At 56.1% G+C, this 18,814-nt stretch carries 21 protein-coding genes; 13 read left to right on the plus strand and 8 right to left on the minus strand.

Annotated features, from left to right (window positions below; all coding sequences use genetic code 11):
- Positions 1-278 precede the first annotated feature (278 nt).
- Entirely contained in the window at positions 279-779 is a 501-nt protein-coding gene (locus tag ACIPIN_RS25240; RefSeq protein ID WP_401123483.1) for a methylated-DNA--[protein]-cysteine S-methyltransferase, read from the plus strand.
- A 234-nt stretch (positions 780-1,013) separates the two neighbouring features.
- On the plus strand, positions 1,014-1,826 hold the full coding sequence (blaOXA, locus tag ACIPIN_RS25245; RefSeq protein WP_401123485.1) for a class D beta-lactamase: 813 nt from the start codon (positions 1,014-1,016) through the stop codon (positions 1,824-1,826).
- A gap of 112 nt (positions 1,827-1,938) precedes the next feature.
- Here blaOXA and ACIPIN_RS25250 read toward each other — a convergent pair whose 3' ends face one another.
- From ACIPIN_RS25250 to ACIPIN_RS25265, 4 genes are all read right to left on the minus strand, one after another.
- Positions 1,939-2,322: a c-type cytochrome gene (locus ACIPIN_RS25250; protein ID WP_401123487.1), complete on the minus strand. Its 384-nt coding sequence runs from the start codon at positions 2,320-2,322 to the stop codon at positions 1,939-1,941.
- A gap of 182 nt (positions 2,323-2,504) precedes the next feature.
- A complete protein-coding gene (locus ACIPIN_RS25255; RefSeq protein WP_401123488.1) occupies positions 2,505-2,990 on the minus strand; it encodes a hypothetical protein in 486 nt (161 codons plus the stop codon).
- A gap of 355 nt (positions 2,991-3,345) precedes the next feature.
- Positions 3,346-3,633 carry a barstar family protein gene (locus ACIPIN_RS25260; RefSeq protein ID WP_401123490.1) on the minus strand — a complete coding sequence of 96 codons (288 nt, stop codon included), beginning with the start codon at positions 3,631-3,633 and terminating at the stop codon, positions 3,346-3,348.
- A 201-nt stretch (positions 3,634-3,834) separates the two neighbouring features.
- Positions 3,835-4,623 (minus strand): DNA polymerase beta superfamily protein, encoded by a 789-nt coding sequence (locus tag ACIPIN_RS25265; RefSeq protein WP_401123493.1) that lies wholly within the window; start codon positions 4,621-4,623, stop codon positions 3,835-3,837.
- A 397-nt stretch (positions 4,624-5,020) separates the two neighbouring features.
- On the opposite strand from ACIPIN_RS25265, the gene ACIPIN_RS25270 reads away from it, so the two are divergent.
- The 4 genes from ACIPIN_RS25270 to ACIPIN_RS25285 all read left to right on the plus strand — a co-directional run bounded on the left by ACIPIN_RS25270 (position 5,021) and on the right by ACIPIN_RS25285 (position 7,894).
- A complete protein-coding gene (locus ACIPIN_RS25270; protein WP_401123495.1) occupies positions 5,021-5,317 on the plus strand; it encodes a hypothetical protein in 297 nt (98 codons plus the stop codon).
- A 277-nt stretch (positions 5,318-5,594) separates the two neighbouring features.
- Entirely contained in the window at positions 5,595-5,966 is a 372-nt protein-coding gene (locus ACIPIN_RS25275) for a DUF6124 family protein (protein WP_401123497.1), read from the plus strand.
- Between the two features lie 438 nt (positions 5,967-6,404).
- Positions 6,405-7,049: an MBL fold metallo-hydrolase gene (locus ACIPIN_RS25280; RefSeq protein WP_401123500.1), complete on the plus strand. Its 645-nt coding sequence runs from the start codon at positions 6,405-6,407 to the stop codon at positions 7,047-7,049.
- A 116-nt stretch (positions 7,050-7,165) separates the two neighbouring features.
- Positions 7,166-7,894 (plus strand): OmpA family protein, encoded by a 729-nt coding sequence (locus ACIPIN_RS25285; protein WP_401123501.1) that lies wholly within the window; start codon positions 7,166-7,168, stop codon positions 7,892-7,894.
- A 271-nt stretch (positions 7,895-8,165) separates the two neighbouring features.
- Here the strand turns inward: ACIPIN_RS25285 and ACIPIN_RS25290 are convergent, their stop codons facing one another.
- A complete protein-coding gene (locus ACIPIN_RS25290; protein ID WP_123582770.1) occupies positions 8,166-8,603 on the minus strand; it encodes a YhcB family protein in 438 nt (145 codons plus the stop codon).
- Between the two features lie 146 nt (positions 8,604-8,749).
- On the opposite strand from ACIPIN_RS25290, the gene ACIPIN_RS25295 reads away from it, so the two are divergent.
- The 3 genes from ACIPIN_RS25295 (at position 8,750) to zapE (ending at position 11,944) form a co-directional block, all read left to right on the plus strand.
- Positions 8,750-9,379, plus strand: a complete 630-nt coding sequence (locus tag ACIPIN_RS25295; RefSeq protein ID WP_401123504.1) for an alpha/beta hydrolase — start codon at positions 8,750-8,752, stop codon at positions 9,377-9,379.
- A 24-nt stretch (positions 9,380-9,403) separates the two neighbouring features.
- Entirely contained in the window at positions 9,404-10,759 is a 1,356-nt protein-coding gene (locus ACIPIN_RS25300) for a tryptophan--tRNA ligase (protein ID WP_401123506.1), read from the plus strand.
- 90 nt (positions 10,760-10,849) lie between these two features.
- Positions 10,850-11,944 (plus strand): cell division protein ZapE, encoded by a 1,095-nt coding sequence (gene zapE / locus ACIPIN_RS25305; protein ID WP_401123508.1) that lies wholly within the window; start codon positions 10,850-10,852, stop codon positions 11,942-11,944.
- A gap of 225 nt (positions 11,945-12,169) precedes the next feature.
- On the opposite strand, the gene ACIPIN_RS25310 is transcribed toward zapE, so the two are convergent.
- Positions 12,170-12,961, minus strand: coding sequence for an MBL fold metallo-hydrolase (locus ACIPIN_RS25310; RefSeq protein WP_401123511.1), 792 nt, complete (start codon positions 12,959-12,961; stop codon positions 12,170-12,172).
- An 89-nt stretch (positions 12,962-13,050) separates the two neighbouring features.
- On the opposite strand from ACIPIN_RS25310, the gene ACIPIN_RS25315 reads away from it, so the two are divergent.
- Positions 13,051-14,019 carry a GlxA family transcriptional regulator gene (locus ACIPIN_RS25315; RefSeq protein WP_401123513.1) on the plus strand — a complete coding sequence of 323 codons (969 nt, stop codon included), beginning with the start codon at positions 13,051-13,053 and terminating at the stop codon, positions 14,017-14,019.
- A gap of 200 nt (positions 14,020-14,219) precedes the next feature.
- Here ACIPIN_RS25315 and ACIPIN_RS25320 read toward each other — a convergent pair whose 3' ends face one another.
- On the minus strand, positions 14,220-15,116 hold the full coding sequence (locus tag ACIPIN_RS25320) for a GlxA family transcriptional regulator (protein WP_401123561.1): 897 nt from the start codon (positions 15,114-15,116) through the stop codon (positions 14,220-14,222).
- Positions 15,117-15,359: 243 nt separating this feature from the next.
- On the opposite strand from ACIPIN_RS25320, the gene ACIPIN_RS25325 reads away from it, so the two are divergent.
- The gene (locus ACIPIN_RS25325) at positions 15,360-16,496 is read left to right on the plus strand and encodes an acyl-CoA dehydrogenase family protein (protein ID WP_401123515.1); all 1,137 of its coding nucleotides are present in this window, start codon (positions 15,360-15,362) and stop codon (positions 16,494-16,496) included.
- Between the two features lie 131 nt (positions 16,497-16,627).
- Here ACIPIN_RS25325 and ACIPIN_RS25330 read toward each other — a convergent pair whose 3' ends face one another.
- Entirely contained in the window at positions 16,628-17,668 is a 1,041-nt protein-coding gene (locus tag ACIPIN_RS25330) for an NADP(H)-dependent aldo-keto reductase (RefSeq protein ID WP_401123518.1), read from the minus strand.
- A gap of 248 nt (positions 17,669-17,916) precedes the next feature.
- On the opposite strand from ACIPIN_RS25330, the gene rplM reads away from it, so the two are divergent.
- Both rplM and rpsI read left to right on the plus strand, forming a co-directional pair.
- On the plus strand, positions 17,917-18,345 hold the full coding sequence (gene rplM / locus ACIPIN_RS25335; protein WP_019693576.1) for a 50S ribosomal protein L13: 429 nt from the start codon (positions 17,917-17,919) through the stop codon (positions 18,343-18,345).
- Between the two features lie 14 nt (positions 18,346-18,359).
- Positions 18,360-18,752 carry a 30S ribosomal protein S9 gene (rpsI, locus tag ACIPIN_RS25340; RefSeq protein ID WP_401123521.1) on the plus strand — a complete coding sequence of 131 codons (393 nt, stop codon included), beginning with the start codon at positions 18,360-18,362 and terminating at the stop codon, positions 18,750-18,752.
- Positions 18,753-18,814 lie beyond the last annotated feature (62 nt).

Consider the following 18,814-nt stretch of genomic DNA (forward strand, 5'->3'; position numbering starts at 1 on the left):
GGTCCCTCCCTCGATGATCAGTCGAGAACTATCGCTCCTGACGGAGCGATAGTCGAGATACAAGGAGCTGCCGCAGGCTGCGATCTTTTGGGACAACCAACGCCTAACTGACAGGCATTAGGCAGTGCGGGTGACATCAGCGTGTAAATTCAATCGCAAGAAACGTAGTTCTTGCGTTTGAACACACAATTACTCTGAATACGTCCTCTGACACAGATGAACGATCGCCTTCAACGTCCAATGACGTCTGAAGCCCCGTCGGATCAAGGAGTCAACCCATGTCGTACGTATTCAAACTGATGAAATCCCCCGTCGGCACCCTCACGCTGGTCGCCAAGGGCAGCAAACTCTGCGCGATCTTGTGGGAAAACGAAAAGCTCGACCGGGTTCGTATCGGCCCGTCGCAGGAAGATATCCACAGCCCCGTGTTGCTGGAAGCCGAGCGCCAACTCAATGAGTACTTTGCGGGGGAGCGTGTCTGTTTTGAGCTGGAACTTGATTTTGCTGGCACCGAATTTCAGCAAAAGGTTTGGCAGGCGTTGCTGACTATTCCGTTTGGTGAGACGCGGAGTTATAGCCAGATTGCGGTGCAGATTGGGAATCCGAAAGCGGTTCGGGCTGTGGGGGCGGCTAATGGGAAGAATCCGCTCTCGATTGTTGCGCCTTGCCATCGGGTGATTGGGGCTTCGGGGAGTTTGACCGGGTTTGCGGGTGGGTTGGGGGCGAAGCAGTTTTTGCTTACGTTGGAGGGGAAGGAGACGTTGCAATTGGCGTTTTGATGGGGGGCGTTGCGCTAGTTGATCGAAGTTTCGTTAGCTGCGGGTCGCACTCGACTGCTTACGATCCAACTCCGACATTGATACAGTGCCTGCTGGTAGAGTTCGCTTGGGTGGATGAGCTACATCGCCCCGGCGGGCAGGCGAACAGTTTTGCCTTACGGTCGCTCAAAGTTCTTGAGAAGGATTCATGGAACTCATCCGTAAAGAAAGTAACCCCCTAAAGGATTAGAACGCATGTTCATGCGCAGTGTTGCATTGGGCTTATTGATACTGGGATTCAGCATTTCAGCAGCACGGGCCGAGACTATCTGCACCATTGTGGCCGACGCAAAAAACGGTGACGTTTTGCTGCAAGAGGGTGATTGCAACCGTCGCGTGACTCCTGCCTCAACATTCAAGATCGCGATAAGCCTGATGGGCTTCGACGCAGCCTTTTTGCAAGATGAACATTCTCCAACGTTGCCATACCAACCCGGTGATCCTGATTGGGGCGGAGCTGCCTGGCTGGAGCCTACAGATGCAGTTCGATGGTTTCAGTATTCTGTGGTGTGGTTCTCTCAACGCGTTACTCATGCGCTTGGAGAGGCAACGGTCAAGCGATATGCCGAGGCATTCGATTACGGGAACGCCGACCTGTCTGGTGATCCCGAAAAAAACAATGGCCTTGATCGTGCCTGGATCAGTTCCTCTTTGAAGATTTCCCCTCACGAGCAAATCACCTTTTTGAAGAGGCTGGTGAATCGCCAACTGCCAGTAAGCCCACATGCCTTTGATATGACGAACCGGATTTCGCAAATCGCCCAACGGCCCGACGGTTGGGATGTTCACGGCAAAACAGGCACGGCCTTCCCTCGAATGGAGGACGGGAGCAGCGATGAAGCTCACGGATACGGCTGGTTTGTTGGCTGGGCGACCAAGGATGAGCATTCGCTGGTTTTCGCTCGTCTAGTTCAGGACGAGCACGCACAACCCGTTCCCGCAGGGCTACGAGTACGCGATGCGTTGATGGAGCAATGGCCGCAGCTAGCGAACTCGCTAGTGAAATGAGATGACTTAGCAGTGTCCGCTGTTGACTGTGGATTCAACCTAAGAAAGGGGACAGATTTATTTGTTGCTAAGGTGGCCTGGCGAATAAATAAATCTGTCTCCTTTTTTAAAATCATCGATTTTTTGAAATCACACCACTCATGTATTGATTTAAATCGCGCAGATCCTTAATCCTCCAAGAGTACGGCGATAGCTTTACACCATTCTCTCGCAAAGTTTTTGGAATCAAGTCTCCATTTGGACGAAGTATTATCGATGATACAATAACGCCCGGATAATCATTTAGTCGTTTTTTGAAAATGGATGTTGTAAGGTCAGGTGTAGGAGGATTGCTTTTATTAGCCAATGGTCCTGTTCCTTTGAGATCTATTCCGTGGCACATGACACATCTCTGTAAATAGAGATTTTTCCCATTGGTATTATCCGCGAAGGATAGTGATGTTTGAGTTAGCGATAAAATTCCTAGCGAAGCGATGAATAATATTTTCATTTTCATTTTTCATGTGGCCTTGTTGTATAAATCAGATCTGAATCGATGGCAAACCCCGGAGGTGCCACAGCAGCACTCAACTCTCTCGATAACATTTGAACCGCGTAAGAAAGGGGACAGATTTATTTGTTGCTAAGGTGGCCTGGCGAATAAATAAATCTGTCCCCTTTTTTTCATTGTGGTACTTCTCAGTAGAAGCGTTCTTCCTGTTTCATGACGAAGATGCGTCCTATCGTCTTAGCGGAGATTGCCAAGAACAGCAGCGACAGCAATATCCCGCCAGCCATGATGTAAAAACCGGGGCGGTAGGTGTGCAGTTCGGTGGCGATGCAGTTTTTCCACGGGAACCAGCTTGAATAAAGTAGCGAGATGGACCCACCTACCTCATATTGGACATTTTTCTGATAGCGCTGGTCTATGTATTCATCTTCGTGAGCCAGGCCGCTGCGATCGGTATACCGGTAATGGATCACCTTGCCGTCTTTGTTCATGGGGATGTTTTCCAGTTGCGTCACAGTGCCAGTGGTCTCAGCGACGCTTAACTGGACTGCCACATAGATGGATCCCTCGTGCCGTGCCATCGCGGCCAATAGCAGGAATACACAGCAAGCAATGGTGAGCAGGATGACTCGGTTGTACAGGTGATCTCTTTCAGCTTCACGCGGGTAAAACATCGAACGGTCCTTCGTATAAGAGCAATTAATAGCAAATAGAGTCGGCAGCCGGGACGACAACTTTAGATTCCGCGGTCCTTCCAAGGGCCGCCCCCGATTGATTGGGAAAAAAGAGGACGGATTTATTTGCCATTGGCAGGGGTGTCATTGGGTTAACCCTTGGCCAAAAAATAAATCTGTCCCCTTTTCTATGAGACTGAGCAGTATGGCTGCTATTGGCCCAGAGTGTGTAAAAACAGATGGTTCGGTCAGCGGTACTGAGCCAATGAACTCGCTGCGGGATCTGCTAAAAATGTGCCTGAGTGAAGCTAGCGTTTTTACGTGGCTTCGGCCGAGTGCTGGCTTGAAAAATCGTTTAGTCGAACTCCACATCTGGTGCGAGTTCTGGATACTCAATTCTCATGTCTGCAAGGCATTTTTGCATGAGCTTCGCATCCCCCGGTAAACGTCTGGATAAAGTACCCCACCCTAAAATTTTCAGATGTGCGGGCATTTGGACAAGTCCCGTAATTGCGTCCCAGAAAGCATCCCAATTACAGCCATACCAGCCGGGGAATCCGAGCGCATCCCTCAAGGTGGAATGGAGTTCGTCGGAACTCGTTACCTCACCTAAGTCAATTTTTACAATCTGTAAGCGTGTCATCTTCAGCACCTCAAAAATTGTTCGCTGATGACAGGGGTAACTGAAGTCCGCCTCTGCCAGGGAGCCTATACCGCCTTGCATCTTTGCTATGATTTCCTAGGGAGCTAACTCAGGGATGGTCAATGAAACGCTTTGTAACAAAAGGGAGCGGACCACATTTTACTCAATCTCATAATCGTGGTCTGTCCCTGTATTTTTGCGTCATCCCCAAGTTTCTTTCAGTACAGAGCGAAACAGTTCGGAAAGTAACGGCTCAACCTCTTTGCGTTCGCTACGGGTCGGCTTGATAGTCTCAAGTCGATGCAGTTCACGCTCAATGAATTGCTGGATGGGCATGATCTGGGGCGATAGCCCCATCTCCGGAGACGCGCGTTTGATTGCAAGCAAGTCATCAATGGCCTCCTGGAGTCCGGGCTCTCCTTCGATGACTCCGCGCAGCTTGTCAAACTCGATGGGGGCGGGCTTATGAAACTGTTCCAGCCACCGCACCGATAACAAGGGGCGCAGTACGTAAAAATACTTTTTCAGCGGTACTTGAGGGGCCTGCAAATACCCCCTGTAGTTGGTTTTGGCCATGCTGCGATAATGGTAGATGCCACTTTCGACCGAGTACACCAGCGGCAGCAACTCCTTAGCCCGCTCGTGAAAGGATCCTGAGTGTTCGTAAGTGATGGTGGACTGCACCCACTCCACGAAGCCTGGATTGGACTTCCAGAATAGCCTCAGTGCCTTGCGCAGATCCCAGCCATTGATGTCCATGTCGTCAACGATCGGATACTCGATGACGTCGCGTTGTTCCTCAAGGCCGACAGACAAATACCATTCAGGTTTATTGACGTAGATGAAGCGTGCGTCATAGTCGCTATTCGGAGAGGCAAACCCCCAGGCGCGACTGCCTGATTCAACGGCTAAAAGCACCTTCACATCATGCTCGTTCTCAGCACGGCGAAGGCGGTCTCGAACTTCTTCCTGAACAGCCATAGAAACCATGAGCCAACTCTAATCAGATGATATTTCGATCGCACGCTACTCATTAGTGGACGGACTGTCCAGTGACTGATTTTGGCCGATTCTGTTGAAAAAGTCGGCTTCGGTTTCCACGGTAGAAAAGTGCGCATCTGAGATTGAAATCTGTGTTTTGCGCAGAAGGTTCAGGGCTCAGATTTGACGTAGCAGCGCGCAAAAAAGGCGTTTTCGCCGCTCAATGCATGGCTAGCCAGGCCGGGTCGACTTTTTCAACACAATCGGCCGAATACTGCCTGTCAGGATGGGCGGCTATCGACCCGAAGAGGATGTTGGCAATGGTAGAGGTTGACCATAGATATTGCGGCATAGCAGCATGTTAGTCGGGTCACTCTCTCGCTATTAGTTCGTTGTCAGGATGCCTATGTCTGTCGATCTTCATCAGTTGCTGGAAAGCGTAAATGACGAGCAATCCTTCATCAGATTTGTTGGGGCACTTAGCTCCGATTTCGCTCGTGAACGTTTGTTGGAAAACACCTCGCCATCATTCCCCTACGGGGCGGGGGCGTTGGGGTGGGAGAACGGTTCTGTCGACACGTTTCTTGATGCAGCGGCGTCGTGGGCAACTGCCAGCGCCAAGCGTTCCCTGACGGATGCTCCTGTGTCTAATGTATGGCAACGCTGTGCGGCTATTTTGCTCGCCGGTAAATTTTATGAGTGAACACTAGCTGGAGTGAAATGTGCTTAACGACAGATTATTGAAAACTTCTATGGGACAGATTTAATTGTTACTGCTCCCCAAAGCAGCCGGTTCAGTCCTAGGATAAGACTACAAATATCTGGGTTCTGGGAGATTTTTCCGACAGCTTTTCAAGGTTGCCGGGTGGGAAGGTATGTGGATAACCTCCGGGTGTCGCTGCCAATTCAGCGACCGGGTTTAGCGACCCGAACAGGTATAGGTGATACAGCATCCAAAAACTTTGTTTAGGAGCTTCACCATGCACAATGACACTTCCAATACCACAGAAACCCCAGGCACTTCCCCTTACGCCTCCAGCGATTCCAAAAAACTCCACGACGCCGCCGAGCGGGCGTTGGATCATTACCTCAAGCCACCGTTTGACAAGGGCAATCTGCCGGATAAACGTCCCTCCAATATCTTTGCGGTGATTCCTGATCTGGATAACGAGACGCTGTTGGCGCATGCCTCGGAAACCTTGGCGTCGGTGAATGTGCTGGCCAGTGATCTGGCGTTTGAGCTGGAAGGTACGCGTCGGCATGTGGCTCTGGCGATTCAGCAGATGATTTCGTTGGGGGAGTTGTTGGTGAATCGGGCATTGGATAGTTTTGATCAGCCGGAGGCTCCGTAGCACCATAGTGTGGCCAGGAGGGGGCAATACATTCTGTAAACCGAAGCGAGTCTGGTGTGGGAGCGGGCTTGCTCGCGAAAGCGGACTGACAGTCAACTGAGGTGTTGAATGTGATGGCCTCTTCGCGAGCAAGCTCGCTCCCACATTTGATCTTTGTTGTTTGGAGCCTTGCGTTCGCTCAACTGGCTGGCAGTAAGGCTCACTCCCTCGATTGATCATGTGCCGCCCCCGTAGGAGCTGCCGCAGGCTGCGATCTTGGCGATGGGTGGGGTTGCGGCAAGATTAAGATCAAAAGATCGCAGCCTGCGGCAGCTCCTACGAGGTGGGTGGGGGGGACAGTCTGAGCATTGATTGGGTTGTCCGGTTTGTAACAGGACAGCCATCGGCGGGGCAGGTGGGGTGTGACAGAATAGGCCGTCAATTTTTCCAGGAACGCCCATGGACGCTGCCAAACCCGCTCTGATCCGCGAAACCTTTCCCGTTGGGCCGTTGCAGTGCAACTGCACGATCATCGGTGATCCGATCACCAAGAAGGCCATCGTCGTCGATCCGGGTGGTAATCATGAGTTGATTCTGGCGCGGCTGGATGCGTTGGGGTTGAAGGTGGTGAGCATCATTCATACGCACGCGCACCTGGATCACTTTCTGGCGTCGGGCCAGTTGAAGGAGAAAACCGGCGCCACGTTGCACCTGCATAAAGAGGATCAGTTCCTTTGGGACAATCTGGAGATGCAGTGCCAGATGTTCGGGGTGCCGTACACGCCGGTGCCGTCGCCGGATCGTTGGTTGGCCGATGATGAAGAGCTGGCCTGCGGCTGTGGCGTGGCGTTGCACACGCCGGGGCATACGCCGGGTTCCATGAGCTTTTGGTTTTCCGAGGCTAAGCTGCTGATTGCCGGTGACACGCTGTTTCGTCGCGGGGTAGGGCGTACGGACTTGTGGGGCGGTGATCAAGCGACCATCGTGCGTTCGATCAAGCAGCGTCTGTACACCCTTGATGAAGAGGCGACGGTAATAACCGGACACGGTCCCGACACCCGTCTGGGCGATGAAATGCGTGAAAATCCTTTTGTGCGAGCCTGATTTTCCGGGCTATGAAACGACCTGATGGAATTTTTGCCGTAGGTCGTGTTCCAACGCCCGCACGGGTTTATTGCCAACGTCCGTTGCACCACAGAATGTAAAAGTAGGAGCTCTCCATGTTCACCTCGAGTCGTTTGATTATTGTCGCTACTGCCGTGGCCATGCTGGCTGGCTGTGCGAACCAGAACCCGTATGACAACCAGGGTCAGGCCGACGGCGGCTCTCAGGGCATGAGCAAAACCGCCAAATACGGCGGCCTCGGTGCCTTGGCCGGTGCGGTGGCCGGTGCTGCCATCAACCACAACAACCGTGGCAAGGGCGCGCTGATTGGTGCTGCTATCGGTGGTGCTTCCGCCGCCGGTTACGGTTACTACGCCGATCAGCAGGAAAAGAAACTGCGCGCCAGCATGGCCAACACCGGGGTTGAAGTGCAGCGTCAGGGCGATCAGATCAAGCTGATCATGCCGGGCAACATCACGTTCGGCACCGATTCGTCTAATATCGCTCCAAGCTTCTACCAGCCGCTGAACAACCTGGCCGGTTCGCTTAAAGAGTTCAGCCAGAACCAGATTGAAATCGTCGGCTACACTGACAGCACCGGCAGCCGCCAGCACAACATGGACTTGTCCCAGCGTCGTGCTCAAAGCGTGGCAACCTACCTGACGTCGCAAGGTGTCAGCGGTACCAACCTGTCGGCGCGTGGTGCTGGTCCGGATAACCCGATTGCCAGCAACGGTGATGTCAATGGTCGGGCGCAGAACCGTCGTGTAGAGGTCAACCTCAAGGCGATTCCGGGTCAGCAGTATGGCCAGCCTGCCCAGCAGCAAGGTCAGCAGTACCAGTAACAAACCTGACTGAACCCCAGGTGTAAAAAGCCCGCCCGATTCTCAGCAGATCGGGCGGGCTTTTTTTTTTGTTGCCTGTTAGGGCCTCATCGCGAGCAAGCTCGCTCCCACAGGGGATCTCTATTTGTCGCTGAAGGTGTGCCCACTGAAATTCAAATGTGGGAGCGAGCTTGCTCGCGATGAGGCCCTCACAGGCGCTCAATCCCTCAGCAACAAAAAAGCCCTCGGACATCACGTGTCCGAGGGCTTTTTTATGTCGCGTGAAACCTGGTTACTTCTTCAAGCCGTAATGCTCGTCGAGCATGCCAGGAGAGTTTGGCATTTTCGGCGCGTAATCGCGTGGCGGCTCCTGATTGCGTGGCGGCGTCAGGCGTTCCCGTGGGGCTTGCACGGCAACATCGGCGTGCAGGGCGGCCAGCAGGCGTTGGCGAGTCTGTTCGTCCAGGGCCAGGCGGTTGGCACCCTCGGCGAGGTGGTCTTGCACTTCCTGATAGCTCTGAGTGAGCTTCTTGACCAGCGTTGCGGTGCTGTTGAAGTGGGTAACCACTTCATTCTGATAGCTGTCAAAACGTTCCTGAATGTCATCCAGCTGACGTTGCGTGCTGCTAGGCGCGGCATTCGGCAGAAGGCGGGCAACCAGGAATCCAATGGCGACACCGGCAACCAGGGCAAGAGTCGGCAACAACCAAACTAAGAGCGAGTGTTCCACGAGTCCTTCCTCTATAAACGGCTTTGCTTTACGTTAACGGCTCGGACCTGCGCTGTATACCGCGACGAGATCGCAATCATGCCAGGCACAGACTTTTAGCTAGACGAGTCGACCCTTCGAGAGGTCACGGAGTTCCTTCCTTGCTTATGCGTGAAACCCCTGTATTGATTGATGGCCCAGTGGGCCAACTGGAAGCCTTGTACCTGGACTCCCCCGAGCCACGTGGCCTGGCGCTGATTTGCCACCCCAATCCGGTGCAGGGCGGCACCATGCTCAATAAAGTCGTTTCGACCTTGCAGCGCACCGCCCGTGACGCCGGTTTGATCACATTACGTTTTAATTACCGTGGCGTCGGCGCCAGCGCCGGCACGCATGACATGGGCACCGGCGAAGTCGACGACGCACAAGCCGTGGCTGAATGGTTGCGCGCCAGGCACCCTGAATTGCCAATGACCCTGTTCGGTTTCTCCTTCGGTGGTTTCGTCGCGGCCAGCCTCGGCGGACGCCTGGAAGCCAAGGGCGAACAGCTCAAGCATTTGTTCATGGTCGCGCCTGCGGTGATGCGTCTGGGCGATCAGGATCCGTTGCCGCAGCATGGCGAACTGACACTTATCCAGCCAGAAACCGACGAAGTCATCGATCCGCAGCTGGTTTACGATTGGTCTGACACCCTCGATCGCCCCCATGAGCTGCTGAAAGTGGCAGAATGCGGACACTTTTTTCACGGCAAGCTGACCGATCTCAAGGATCTGATCCTGCCGCGCCTTTCGAATTGATTGCAGTCTGATAAGCGATTACCCATGACTACTCGTACGCGCATCCTCACCGGCATCACCACCACCGGCACCCCGCACCTGGGCAACTACGCCGGCGCGATCCGTCCGGCGATCCTCGCCAGCCGCGACAGCAATGCCGATTCGTTCTACTTCCTGGCCGATTACCACGCCCTGATCAAGTGCGATGACCCGCTGCGCATTCAGCGCTCGCGTCTGGAAATCGCTGCGACCTGGCTGGCCGGTGGTCTGGATGTGGATCGGGTAACGTTTTATCGCCAGTCCGACATCCCGGAAATCCCCGAGCTGACCTGGCTGCTGACTTGCGTCGCCGCCAAAGGCCTGCTGAACCGTGCGCACGCCTACAAGGCGTCGGTGGACAAGAACGTCGAAACCGGTGAAGACCCGGACGCCGGTATCACCATGGGCTTGTACAGCTATCCGGTGTTGATGGCGGCGGACATTCTGATGTTCAACGCGCACAAGGTCCCGGTCGGTCGCGATCAGATCCAGCACGTGGAAATGGCTCGAGACATCGGCCAGCGCTTCAACCACTTGTTTGGCCAGGGCAAAGAATTCTTCACCATGCCGGAGGCGCTGATCGAAGAAAGCGTCGCCACGCTGCCGGGCCTCGATGGCCGGAAGATGTCGAAAAGCTACGACAACACCATTCCGTTGTTCTCCAGCGCCAAAGAGATGAAGGACGCGATTTCGCGGATCGTCACCGATTCCCGTGCGCCGGGCGAAGCGAAAGATCCGGACAATTCGCACCTGTTCACGCTGTTCCAGGCTTTCGCCACCCCGGCGCAGTCCGCCGAGTTCCGCAGCGAACTGTTGCAGGGCCTGGGTTGGGGCGAGGCGAAGAATCGTCTGTTCCAACTGCTCGACAACGAACTGGGCGAGTCCCGCGAGCGTTACTACCAGTTGATCGAGCGCCCGGCAGATCTCGAAGACATGCTGCAGCACGGTGCCAAGAAGGCCCGCGCCGTGGCCACGCCGTTCCTCAACGAACTGCGTGAAGCGGTCGGCCTGCGCTCTTTCGTCAATCAGACGCAAGTCGCGACTACTACCAAGAAGAAAGCCGCGAAAGCCGCGCGTTTCGTCAGTTTCCGTGAAGACGACGGCAGTTTCCGTTTCCGTCTGCTGGCCGCTGATGGCGAGCAACTGCTGCTGTCGCGTAACTTCGCTGACGGCAAAACCGCAGGCCAGGTGACCAAACAGCTGCAATCCGGCCAGGCGCTGGACGTTCGCAGTGAAGACCTGAGCTTCAGCGTCTGGCTCGAAGGCGAATGCGTCGCCGACAGCCCGGCCTTCGCTGACAGCGCTGCGCGGGATGTCGCCATCGACACCTTGCGGGTTGCTCTGACGCCTGTTCAGGAATAATCAACGGCTCGGTCCGACTAAGGGCTGATTGCCATTCTCAAGGGCCGTCGCTACAGTGACGGCCCGTTTTTGTTGCCTTGCTAACGAATTATGACGCCCCTAGAACGATATCAAGCTGATCTCAAACGTCCGGAGTTCTTCCATGACGCCGCCCAGGAAACCGCTGTGCGTCATTTGCAGCGTCTGTACGACGACTTGGTCGCGGCCTCGCAGAGCAAACCGGGCCTGCTCGGCAAGCTGTTTGGCAAAAAGGAGCAGGCGCCGGTCAAGGGCCTGTACTTCTGGGGCGGCGTAGGTCGCGGCAAGACTTACCTGGTCGACACCTTCTTTGAAGCGCTGCCGTTCAAGGAAAAGGTCCGCACTCACTTCCACCGCTTCATGAAGCGCGTGCACGAAGAGATGAAGACCCTCGGCGGCGAGAAAAACCCGCTGACGATCATTGCCAAGCGCTTCTCCGACGAAGCGCGGGTGATCTGTTTCGATGAGTTCTTCGTGTCCGACATTACCGACGCGATGATCCTCGGCACCTTGATGGAAGAGCTGTTCAAGAACGGCGTGACCCTGGTCGCGACCTCGAACATCGTGCCGGACGGTCTGTACAAGGACGGTCTGCAACGTGCGCGTTTCCTGCCAGCCATCGCGCTGATCAAGCAGAACACTGACATCGTCAACGTCGATAGCGGCGTCGACTACCGTCTGCGTCACCTTGAGCAAGCCGAACTGTTCCACTTCCCGCTTGACGATGCGTCCCACGAGAGCCTGCGCAAAAGCTTCCGCGCACTCACACCGGAATGCACGCAAGCGCTGGAAAACGATGTGCTGATCATCGAGAACCGTGAGATCCGTGCCGTGCGTACCTGCGACGACGTGGCCTGGTTCGACTTCCGCGAACTGTGCGACGGCCCGCGTAGCCAGAACGACTACATCGAACTTGGCAAGATTTTCCACGCCGTGTTGCTCAGCGGTGTGGAGCAGATGAGCGTCACTACCGACGACATCGCCCGACGTTTTATCAACATGGTCGACGAGTTCTACGATCGTAACGTCAAGCTGATCATTTCCGCCGAAGTCGAGCTCAAAGACCTCTACACCGGCGGTCGCCTGAACTTCGAGTTCCAGCGCACCCTCAGCCGTCTGCTGGAAATGCAGTCCCACGAGTTCCTGGCGCGGGCGCACAAGCCGTAACGGTCTACATGAGGCGTGGCTTCGTTCTAACCCCTCCGTAGCAGCTGCCGAGCCCGCGAGGCTGCGTTCGAGGACGAAGTCCTCGCCAATCCTGTGTACGCGGTTTGCCTGAAGGAACGCGTTGCTTGATTCGGCGACTGCTTCGCAGCCGAACGCAGCCTCGCGGGCTCGGCAGCTGCTACGGAAGCAGTCCTGTATATTGCTGTCCATGGGGCAGCCGCGCCCTCATTGAATATTCGGGATCTGAAATTCCAGCAGGTCTCCGTCGTTCGGGATCAGCAGGCGCGACTCGATGCCGGCCTGTCGGGCTGCACTGGCCAGTGACGTACGTGTCACGGGGCAGTGGCTCAGCGCTTCCAGGTGATTGGCGACGACTGTGCCCGATGACTGCTGAGTGAAGGCAAGCACCTCATCAATCCCCATGATGATGTCCCCACCCAAATCGAATCGTGCGCCGCCAGCCGGCACCACAGAAACATCTGGGCGGTGCAGCGCAACGAACGCCTGAACGGCGGGCGTGAGCAGCGTATCGCCAGTCAGGTAGAGGCTGGGTTCGCCGGGCATTTCAATCAAATAACCCACGCCATGCTCCATCATCTTGCCTACCAGTCCCCGGCCATGGGTGCAGCGAATCGTGCGGATCTGCCCGTCGAAGAAGGCGCTCGGTTGCTCGTGTTCGGCCGGTAAAGGCTGAACGTTCAAGTCATGCTCGGCCAAATGGGTGGCGTCGTGCGGCGTGCAGATAACCGGAATCCGCCTGTCGCGCAGCCACTTCTTTGCGGCGCGATCCAGATGGTCGAAGTGTCCTTTCTGGCAATGGGTGATCAGGCAGTGGGTGACGGACTCCAGTGCGGCCGTTGCCGAGTCGGGTAATTCGACCAGTGGGTTACGGTCTCGTGCGCTGAATATACGCAAGGGCGGAAGCGCGTGTTTTCGCGCCAGCATCGGGTCGATCAAAATTCGATGGGGGCCGAGTTCCACAATAATCGTCGCGTTACGGAGCTGATGGATCTTCATGGCGATACCTCTGGGAAGAGGCGCCATTGTCTCCAGTCGGGTTACGCCACAGAATGGCAGGCTCAGACATAATTAATTCGATTTCAGCCATGCCCCCACGCCTTCGAATCGGTTTGCTTCTTTTCCCTCGCTGCATGCCGGCGGGGTTGTTCGCTTTTGCCGATTTGTTGCACGCGGCCAATCGTCGAGCCTCGAGTACGCTCTTTGACACGCGCTTCGTTGCAGTGCAGGCCGGTACGGTTGAATGCGCTCAAGGTCTATCGTTACAGGTGGACAGCACACTGGCGGAGGCTCATTTTGACGCGCTGTTGATCCCCGGTTTCTGGGCCGAGTCAGCCCGGCAGGTCGAGGATACGCTGGCCGCGAATACCTCCTTGGTAGCCGTTTTGTCGGCGCGTTCGAAAAAGCAGCAGCTGTGGAGTTATTGCAGTGGGGTTTGTCTGTTGGCCGCGAGCGGGAAGCTGGACGGCCAGCAGGCGACGGTGACATGGTGGTTGGCAGACGCGATGGCGCAGCGCCATAAGGCCGTGAAGTGGCAAAGCGAGCGTCACTGCATCATTAACCCGCTGACGGCGACCGCGTCCGGTGTAAACGGTTACTTGCCCATCGCTCAGGCCTTGATTGAGCGGTATGTCAGCCCGGAGGTCTTTCGCGACCTTACCCGGCTGATGGTCCTTGCGCGTCCGGCCCAAGCGCATAGCGCCTTTGCGGCCATGAGCCTGATTGAGCAGTCGAGCAATCTGCTGCGCCAGCTGCATGCGCTGGTTGAGCAGTTGCCGGCCGAACAGATAACCGTGCAGCGGTTGGCAGAGCTGCTCGGCATGTCCGAGCGCACCTTGTCTCGTAAGGTGAGCAGTGAAACCGGCATTGCCGTAGCGACCTATGCTCGCTGTATCAAACTGAATCAGGTCAGCGAACGCCTGATCCTCACGTCTGCAGCGGTCAATACGATCAGCGCTGAGCTGGGTTTCAGCAGCGACTCCAACCTGCGGCGTATGTTCAAGGAGCTGACAGCGTTGACTCCGCTGGAGTATCGGCAGCGGTTCGGGCGGTATTGATGGGTAGGGCGGGATGCCGGACTCGAAGGTGAATACCTTGGAAAAAGGGCCTGCAATGCAGACCCTTTTTTATACGCTGAAGATCCCTGTGGGAGCGAGCTTGCTCGCGATAGCGGTGTGTCAGTTACATCAATGCTGGATGTGCCGCCGTCATCGCGAGCAAGCTCGCTCCCACAGTTGATTTGTGTTGGGTTCTCGGCCTACGCCGCTTGCTGAAACTGCTGCCGATACTGGTTTGGCGACAACTCTGTGTGCTGGCGGAACAGCCGGGCGAAGAAACTCGCGTCGTCGTAGCCGACTTCGTAGCTGATGGTCTTGATGCTCTTGCGGCTGGCGGACAGCAGGCCCTTGGCGGTTTCGATGCGCAGCCGTTGCAGGTAGTGCAGCGGTTTGTCGCCGGTGGCGGTCTGGAAGCGGCGCATGAAGTTGCGGATGCTCATGCCGTGCTCGCGGGCGACGTCTTCGAAGCGGAACTTGTCGGCAAAATGCTCTTCGAGCCAATGCTGGATCTGCAGGATGATCACATCCTGGTGCAGCTTCTGCCCGCCGAAGCCGATGCGGCCGGGCGAATAGCTGCGCTGCACTTCATACAGAATGTCGCGGGCCACGGCCTGGGCCACGTTGGCCCCGCAGAAGCGCTCGATCAAATAAATGTAGAGGTCGCAGGCTGACGTGGTGCCACCGGCGCAGTACAGATTGTCGGCGTCGGTCAGGTGCTTGTCCTGATTGAGCTGAACGTTAGGGAAGCGCTCTTCGAAGGCGTTGAAGAAGCGCCAGTAAGTGGTCGCTTCCTTGCCATCGAGCAGGCCGGCCTCGGCGAGCCAGAACACTCCGGTGGCTTCGCCGCAGAGCACCGCACCGCGTGCGTGTTGCTCGCGCAGCCACGGCAGCACCTGTGGATAACGTTTGCAGAGCGTCTCGAAATCGTCCCAGAAGGCTGGAAGGATGATGATGTCGGCGTTTTCCAGGTCGCCGTCCACCGGCAAGATCACATCGCTGAAGCTGTTGACCGGTTTGCCGTCGGGACTGACCAGGCGGGTTTCGAACGCCGGAGTCAGGCCATGGCCCAGTTGTTTGCCGTAACGCAGGCTGGCCAGATGGAAGAAATCCTTGGCTTGCATGAGGGTGGAAGCAAAAACCCGGTCGATAGCCAGGATGCTGACGCGCCGCAAGGGCGTGGAGAGTTGGATAGACATATTCAATTTATTCTTATAGGGGAAAGTGGTCACCAAGCGGCTGGATCGTCTTATTTTTTGTCTGATGTGTCCAGTGTCCTGTTATGTACTGGAGGCTTAGGCTCTGGGATTCATTTGCGACCCACAATAACCACAGGTGCCCCGATGATCCCCAGAACCTTGTTCAGTTCCGAGCACGAACTCTTTCGCGACAGCGTACGAACCTTCCTCGAAAAAGAGGCCGTGCCGTTTCATGCGCAGTGGGAGAAACAGGGCTACATCGACCGCAAACTGTGGAACAAGGCAGGGGAGGCGGGGATGCTCTGTTCGCACCTGCCGGAAGAGTACGGCGGGTTCGATGCGGACTTCCTCTACAGTGTGGTGGTGATCGAAGAGGTGGGGCGACTGGGGTTGACCGGTATCGGTTTTTCCCTGCATTCGGACATTGTGGCGCCGTACATCCTGCATTACGGCAGCGAAGCGCTGAAGCACAAATACCTGCCGAAGCTGGTCTCGGGCGAAATGGTCACCGCGATTGCCATGACCGAGCCAGGCGCCGGCTCCGACCTGCAAGGGGTGAAAACCACCGCAGTGCTGGATGGCGATGAATATGTGATCAACGGTTCGAAAACCTTCATCACCAACGGCTACCTCGCGGACCTGGTGATTGTCGTGGCCAAGACCGATCCCAAGGCCGGCGCCAAGGGCACCAGTCTGTTTCTGGTGGAAGCGAACACCCCGGGTTTCGAAAAGGGCAAGCGCCTGGAGAAGGTCGGCATGAAGGCGCAGGACACTTCCGAGCTGTTCTTCCAGGACGTTCGTGTGCCCAAGGAAAACCTCTTGGGGCAGGCCGGGATGGGGTTCGCCTATCTGATGCAGGAATTGCCGCAGGAGCGTCTGACGGTCGCCATCGGCGGTTTGGCCTCGGCTGAGGCGGCGTTGCAGTGGACTCTGGATTACACCCGCGAGCGCAAGGCGTTCGGCAAGGCGATTGCGGACTTTCAGAACACCCGTTTCAAATTGGCGGAGATGGCCACGGAGATTCAGATTGGCCGGGTCTTCGTTGACCGCTGCCTGGAGCTGCACCTGCAAGGCAAGCTCGACGTGCCGACGGCGGCGATGGCCAAATACTGGGGCGCCGATCTGCAATGCAAGGTGCTCGACGAGTGCGTGCAGCTGCATGGCGGTTACGGCTTCATGTGGGAATACCCGATCGCCCGAGCCTGGGCGGATGCGCGGGTGCAGCGGATTTATGCCGGGACCAATGAAATCATGAAAGAGATCATCGCGCGGTCGCTTTGACTTGGGGTGACTGGTCGGGCGCCATCGCGAGCAAGCTCGCTCCCACATGGGTTCTATGTATGACCACGTGTTTGTGATCGGCATAGGCTCTTGTGGGAGCGAGCTTGCTCGCGATTGTTTCTAAAGAACGATCAAGGCGCCGGGTTCGGGTGATCCTTGTGAATCGCCTCAATCCCCGCCAGCACTTCATCCGACAGTTTCAGATCGAAACTGGCAATGTTGCTGTCCAGCTGTTCCAGCGTCGTCGCGCCAATGATGTTGCTGGTAACGAACGACTGCTGGGTCACGAACGCCAGGGCCATTTGTGCCGGGTCCAGGCCGTGTTCACGGGCCAGCGCCACGTAACGGCTGCATGCGGCTTCCGACTGTGGGTTGAAGTAGCGGCTGAAGCGGCTGTAAAGGCTCAAGCGACCTTTCGCCGGGCGCGCCCCACCTTCGTACTTGCCCGAGAGAAAACCGAACGCCAGCGGCGAATAGGCGAGCAGCCCGCATTGTTCGCGGATGGCGATTTCCGACAGGCCGATTTCAAAGCTGCGGTTGAGCAGGTTGTAGGGGTTCTGGATCGACACTGCACGCGGCCAGCCACGGGCTTCGGCCAGCGCGAGAAAGCGCATGGTGCCCCACGGCGTTTCGTTGGACAGACCGATGTGGCGGATCTTGCCGGCCTTGACCTGCTCGTCCAGCGCTTCGAGGGTGTCCTCAAGCGGGGTCAGGTTGGCTTCGATCTTGTGTTTGTAGCCCAGCTGACCGAAGAAGTTGGTGCTGCGTTCCGGCCAGTGCAACTGATAGAGGTCGATATAGTCGGTCTGCAAGCGCTTGAGGCTGGCATCGACGGCTTCAGTGATGTGCTGGCGATTGTGTCGCAGGTTTTTATCGCGAATGTAGTCGATGCCATTGCCGGGGCCGGCGATCTTGCTCGCCAGAATCCAGTCGGCGCGATCGCCGCGGGTCTTGAACCAGTTGCCGATATAACGCTCGGTGCTGGCGTAGGTTTCGGCCTTGGGTGGCACCGGATACATCTCGGCGGTGTCGATGAAATTGATCCCGGCGCTCTTGGCCCGTTCAATCTGTGCGAAGGCCTCTGCCTCGCTGTTTTGCTCGCCCCAGGTCATGGTCCCGAGGCAGATTGCACTTACGTTCAGATCGGTACGGCCCAGCTGTCGATAGTCCATCGGGTAGTCCTTGGAGGAAAACAATCATAAAAGCAGGTTGAATTTTTTTTCGCAATCTGCATAATTGCGCACCTCTTTCTGCAGTGGAAGTGATGCGCCGCCTGCCGAAGAATCTTGCCGTTGAACGGACGCGCCGACCCGAGCCCCCGATAGCGTCTGTACCCGGCTGCCTTTGACTTGTCAAAGTACGCACTATTCAGTAAGATCCGCCGTCTAAATTTACAGGGCGGCCCCTGAGGCTATAAAGAATGAAAACTTTTACTGCTAAACCGGAAACAGTAAAGCGCGACTGGTTTGTCGTCGACGCTGCTGGTCAGACCCTGGGTCGTCTGGCCACCGAGATCGCGAGCCGTCTGCGTGGCAAGCACAAGCCTGAGTACACTCCTCACGTTGACACCGGCGACTACATCGTCGTTATCAATGCCGAGCAGATTCGTGTAACCGGTGCTAAAACCACCGACAAAATCTACTACTCCCACTCCGGTTTCCCGGGCGGCATCAAGTCGATCAACTTCGAAAAGCTGATCGCTAAAGCCCCTGAGCGCGTGATCGAGACCGCGGTCAAAGGCATGCTGCCTAAGAACCCGCTGGGTCGCGACATGTATCGTAAGCTGAAAGTCTATGCGGGCGCTGCACACCCTCATACTGCTCAGCAGCCCCAAGAACTGAAGTTTTAACGGAATAGTTCATTATGTCGGCGCCGCAAAATTACGGCACTGGCCGTCGCAATACCGCAACCGCACGCGTTTTCCTGCGTCCGGGTACTGGTAACATCTCCATCAACAACCGTTCCCTGGAAAATTTCTTCGGTCGCGAAACTGCCCGCATGGTAGTTCGTCAGCCGCTGGAATTGACTGAGACTGTCGAGAAGTTCGACATCTACGTCACCGTGATCGGTGGTGGTGTAAGTGGTCAAGCTGGCGCAATCCGCCACGGTATCACTCGCGCTCTGATGCAGTACGACGAAACTCTGCGCGGTGCTCTGCGCAAAGCTGGCTTCGTTACTCGCGATGCACGTGAAGTTGAACGTAAGAAAGTTGGTCTGCGTAAAGCGCGTAAGCGTCCGCAGTACTCGAAGCGTTAATTCGCTTTCGCGTTCAAAGCGCCCAGTCTCCTCGCGGAGCTGGGCGTTTTTTTTGCTCGAAG

It is taken from the genome of Pseudomonas sp. NPDC087697, from assembly GCF_044743155.1.
Classification (GTDB): domain Bacteria; phylum Pseudomonadota; class Gammaproteobacteria; order Pseudomonadales; family Pseudomonadaceae; genus Aquipseudomonas.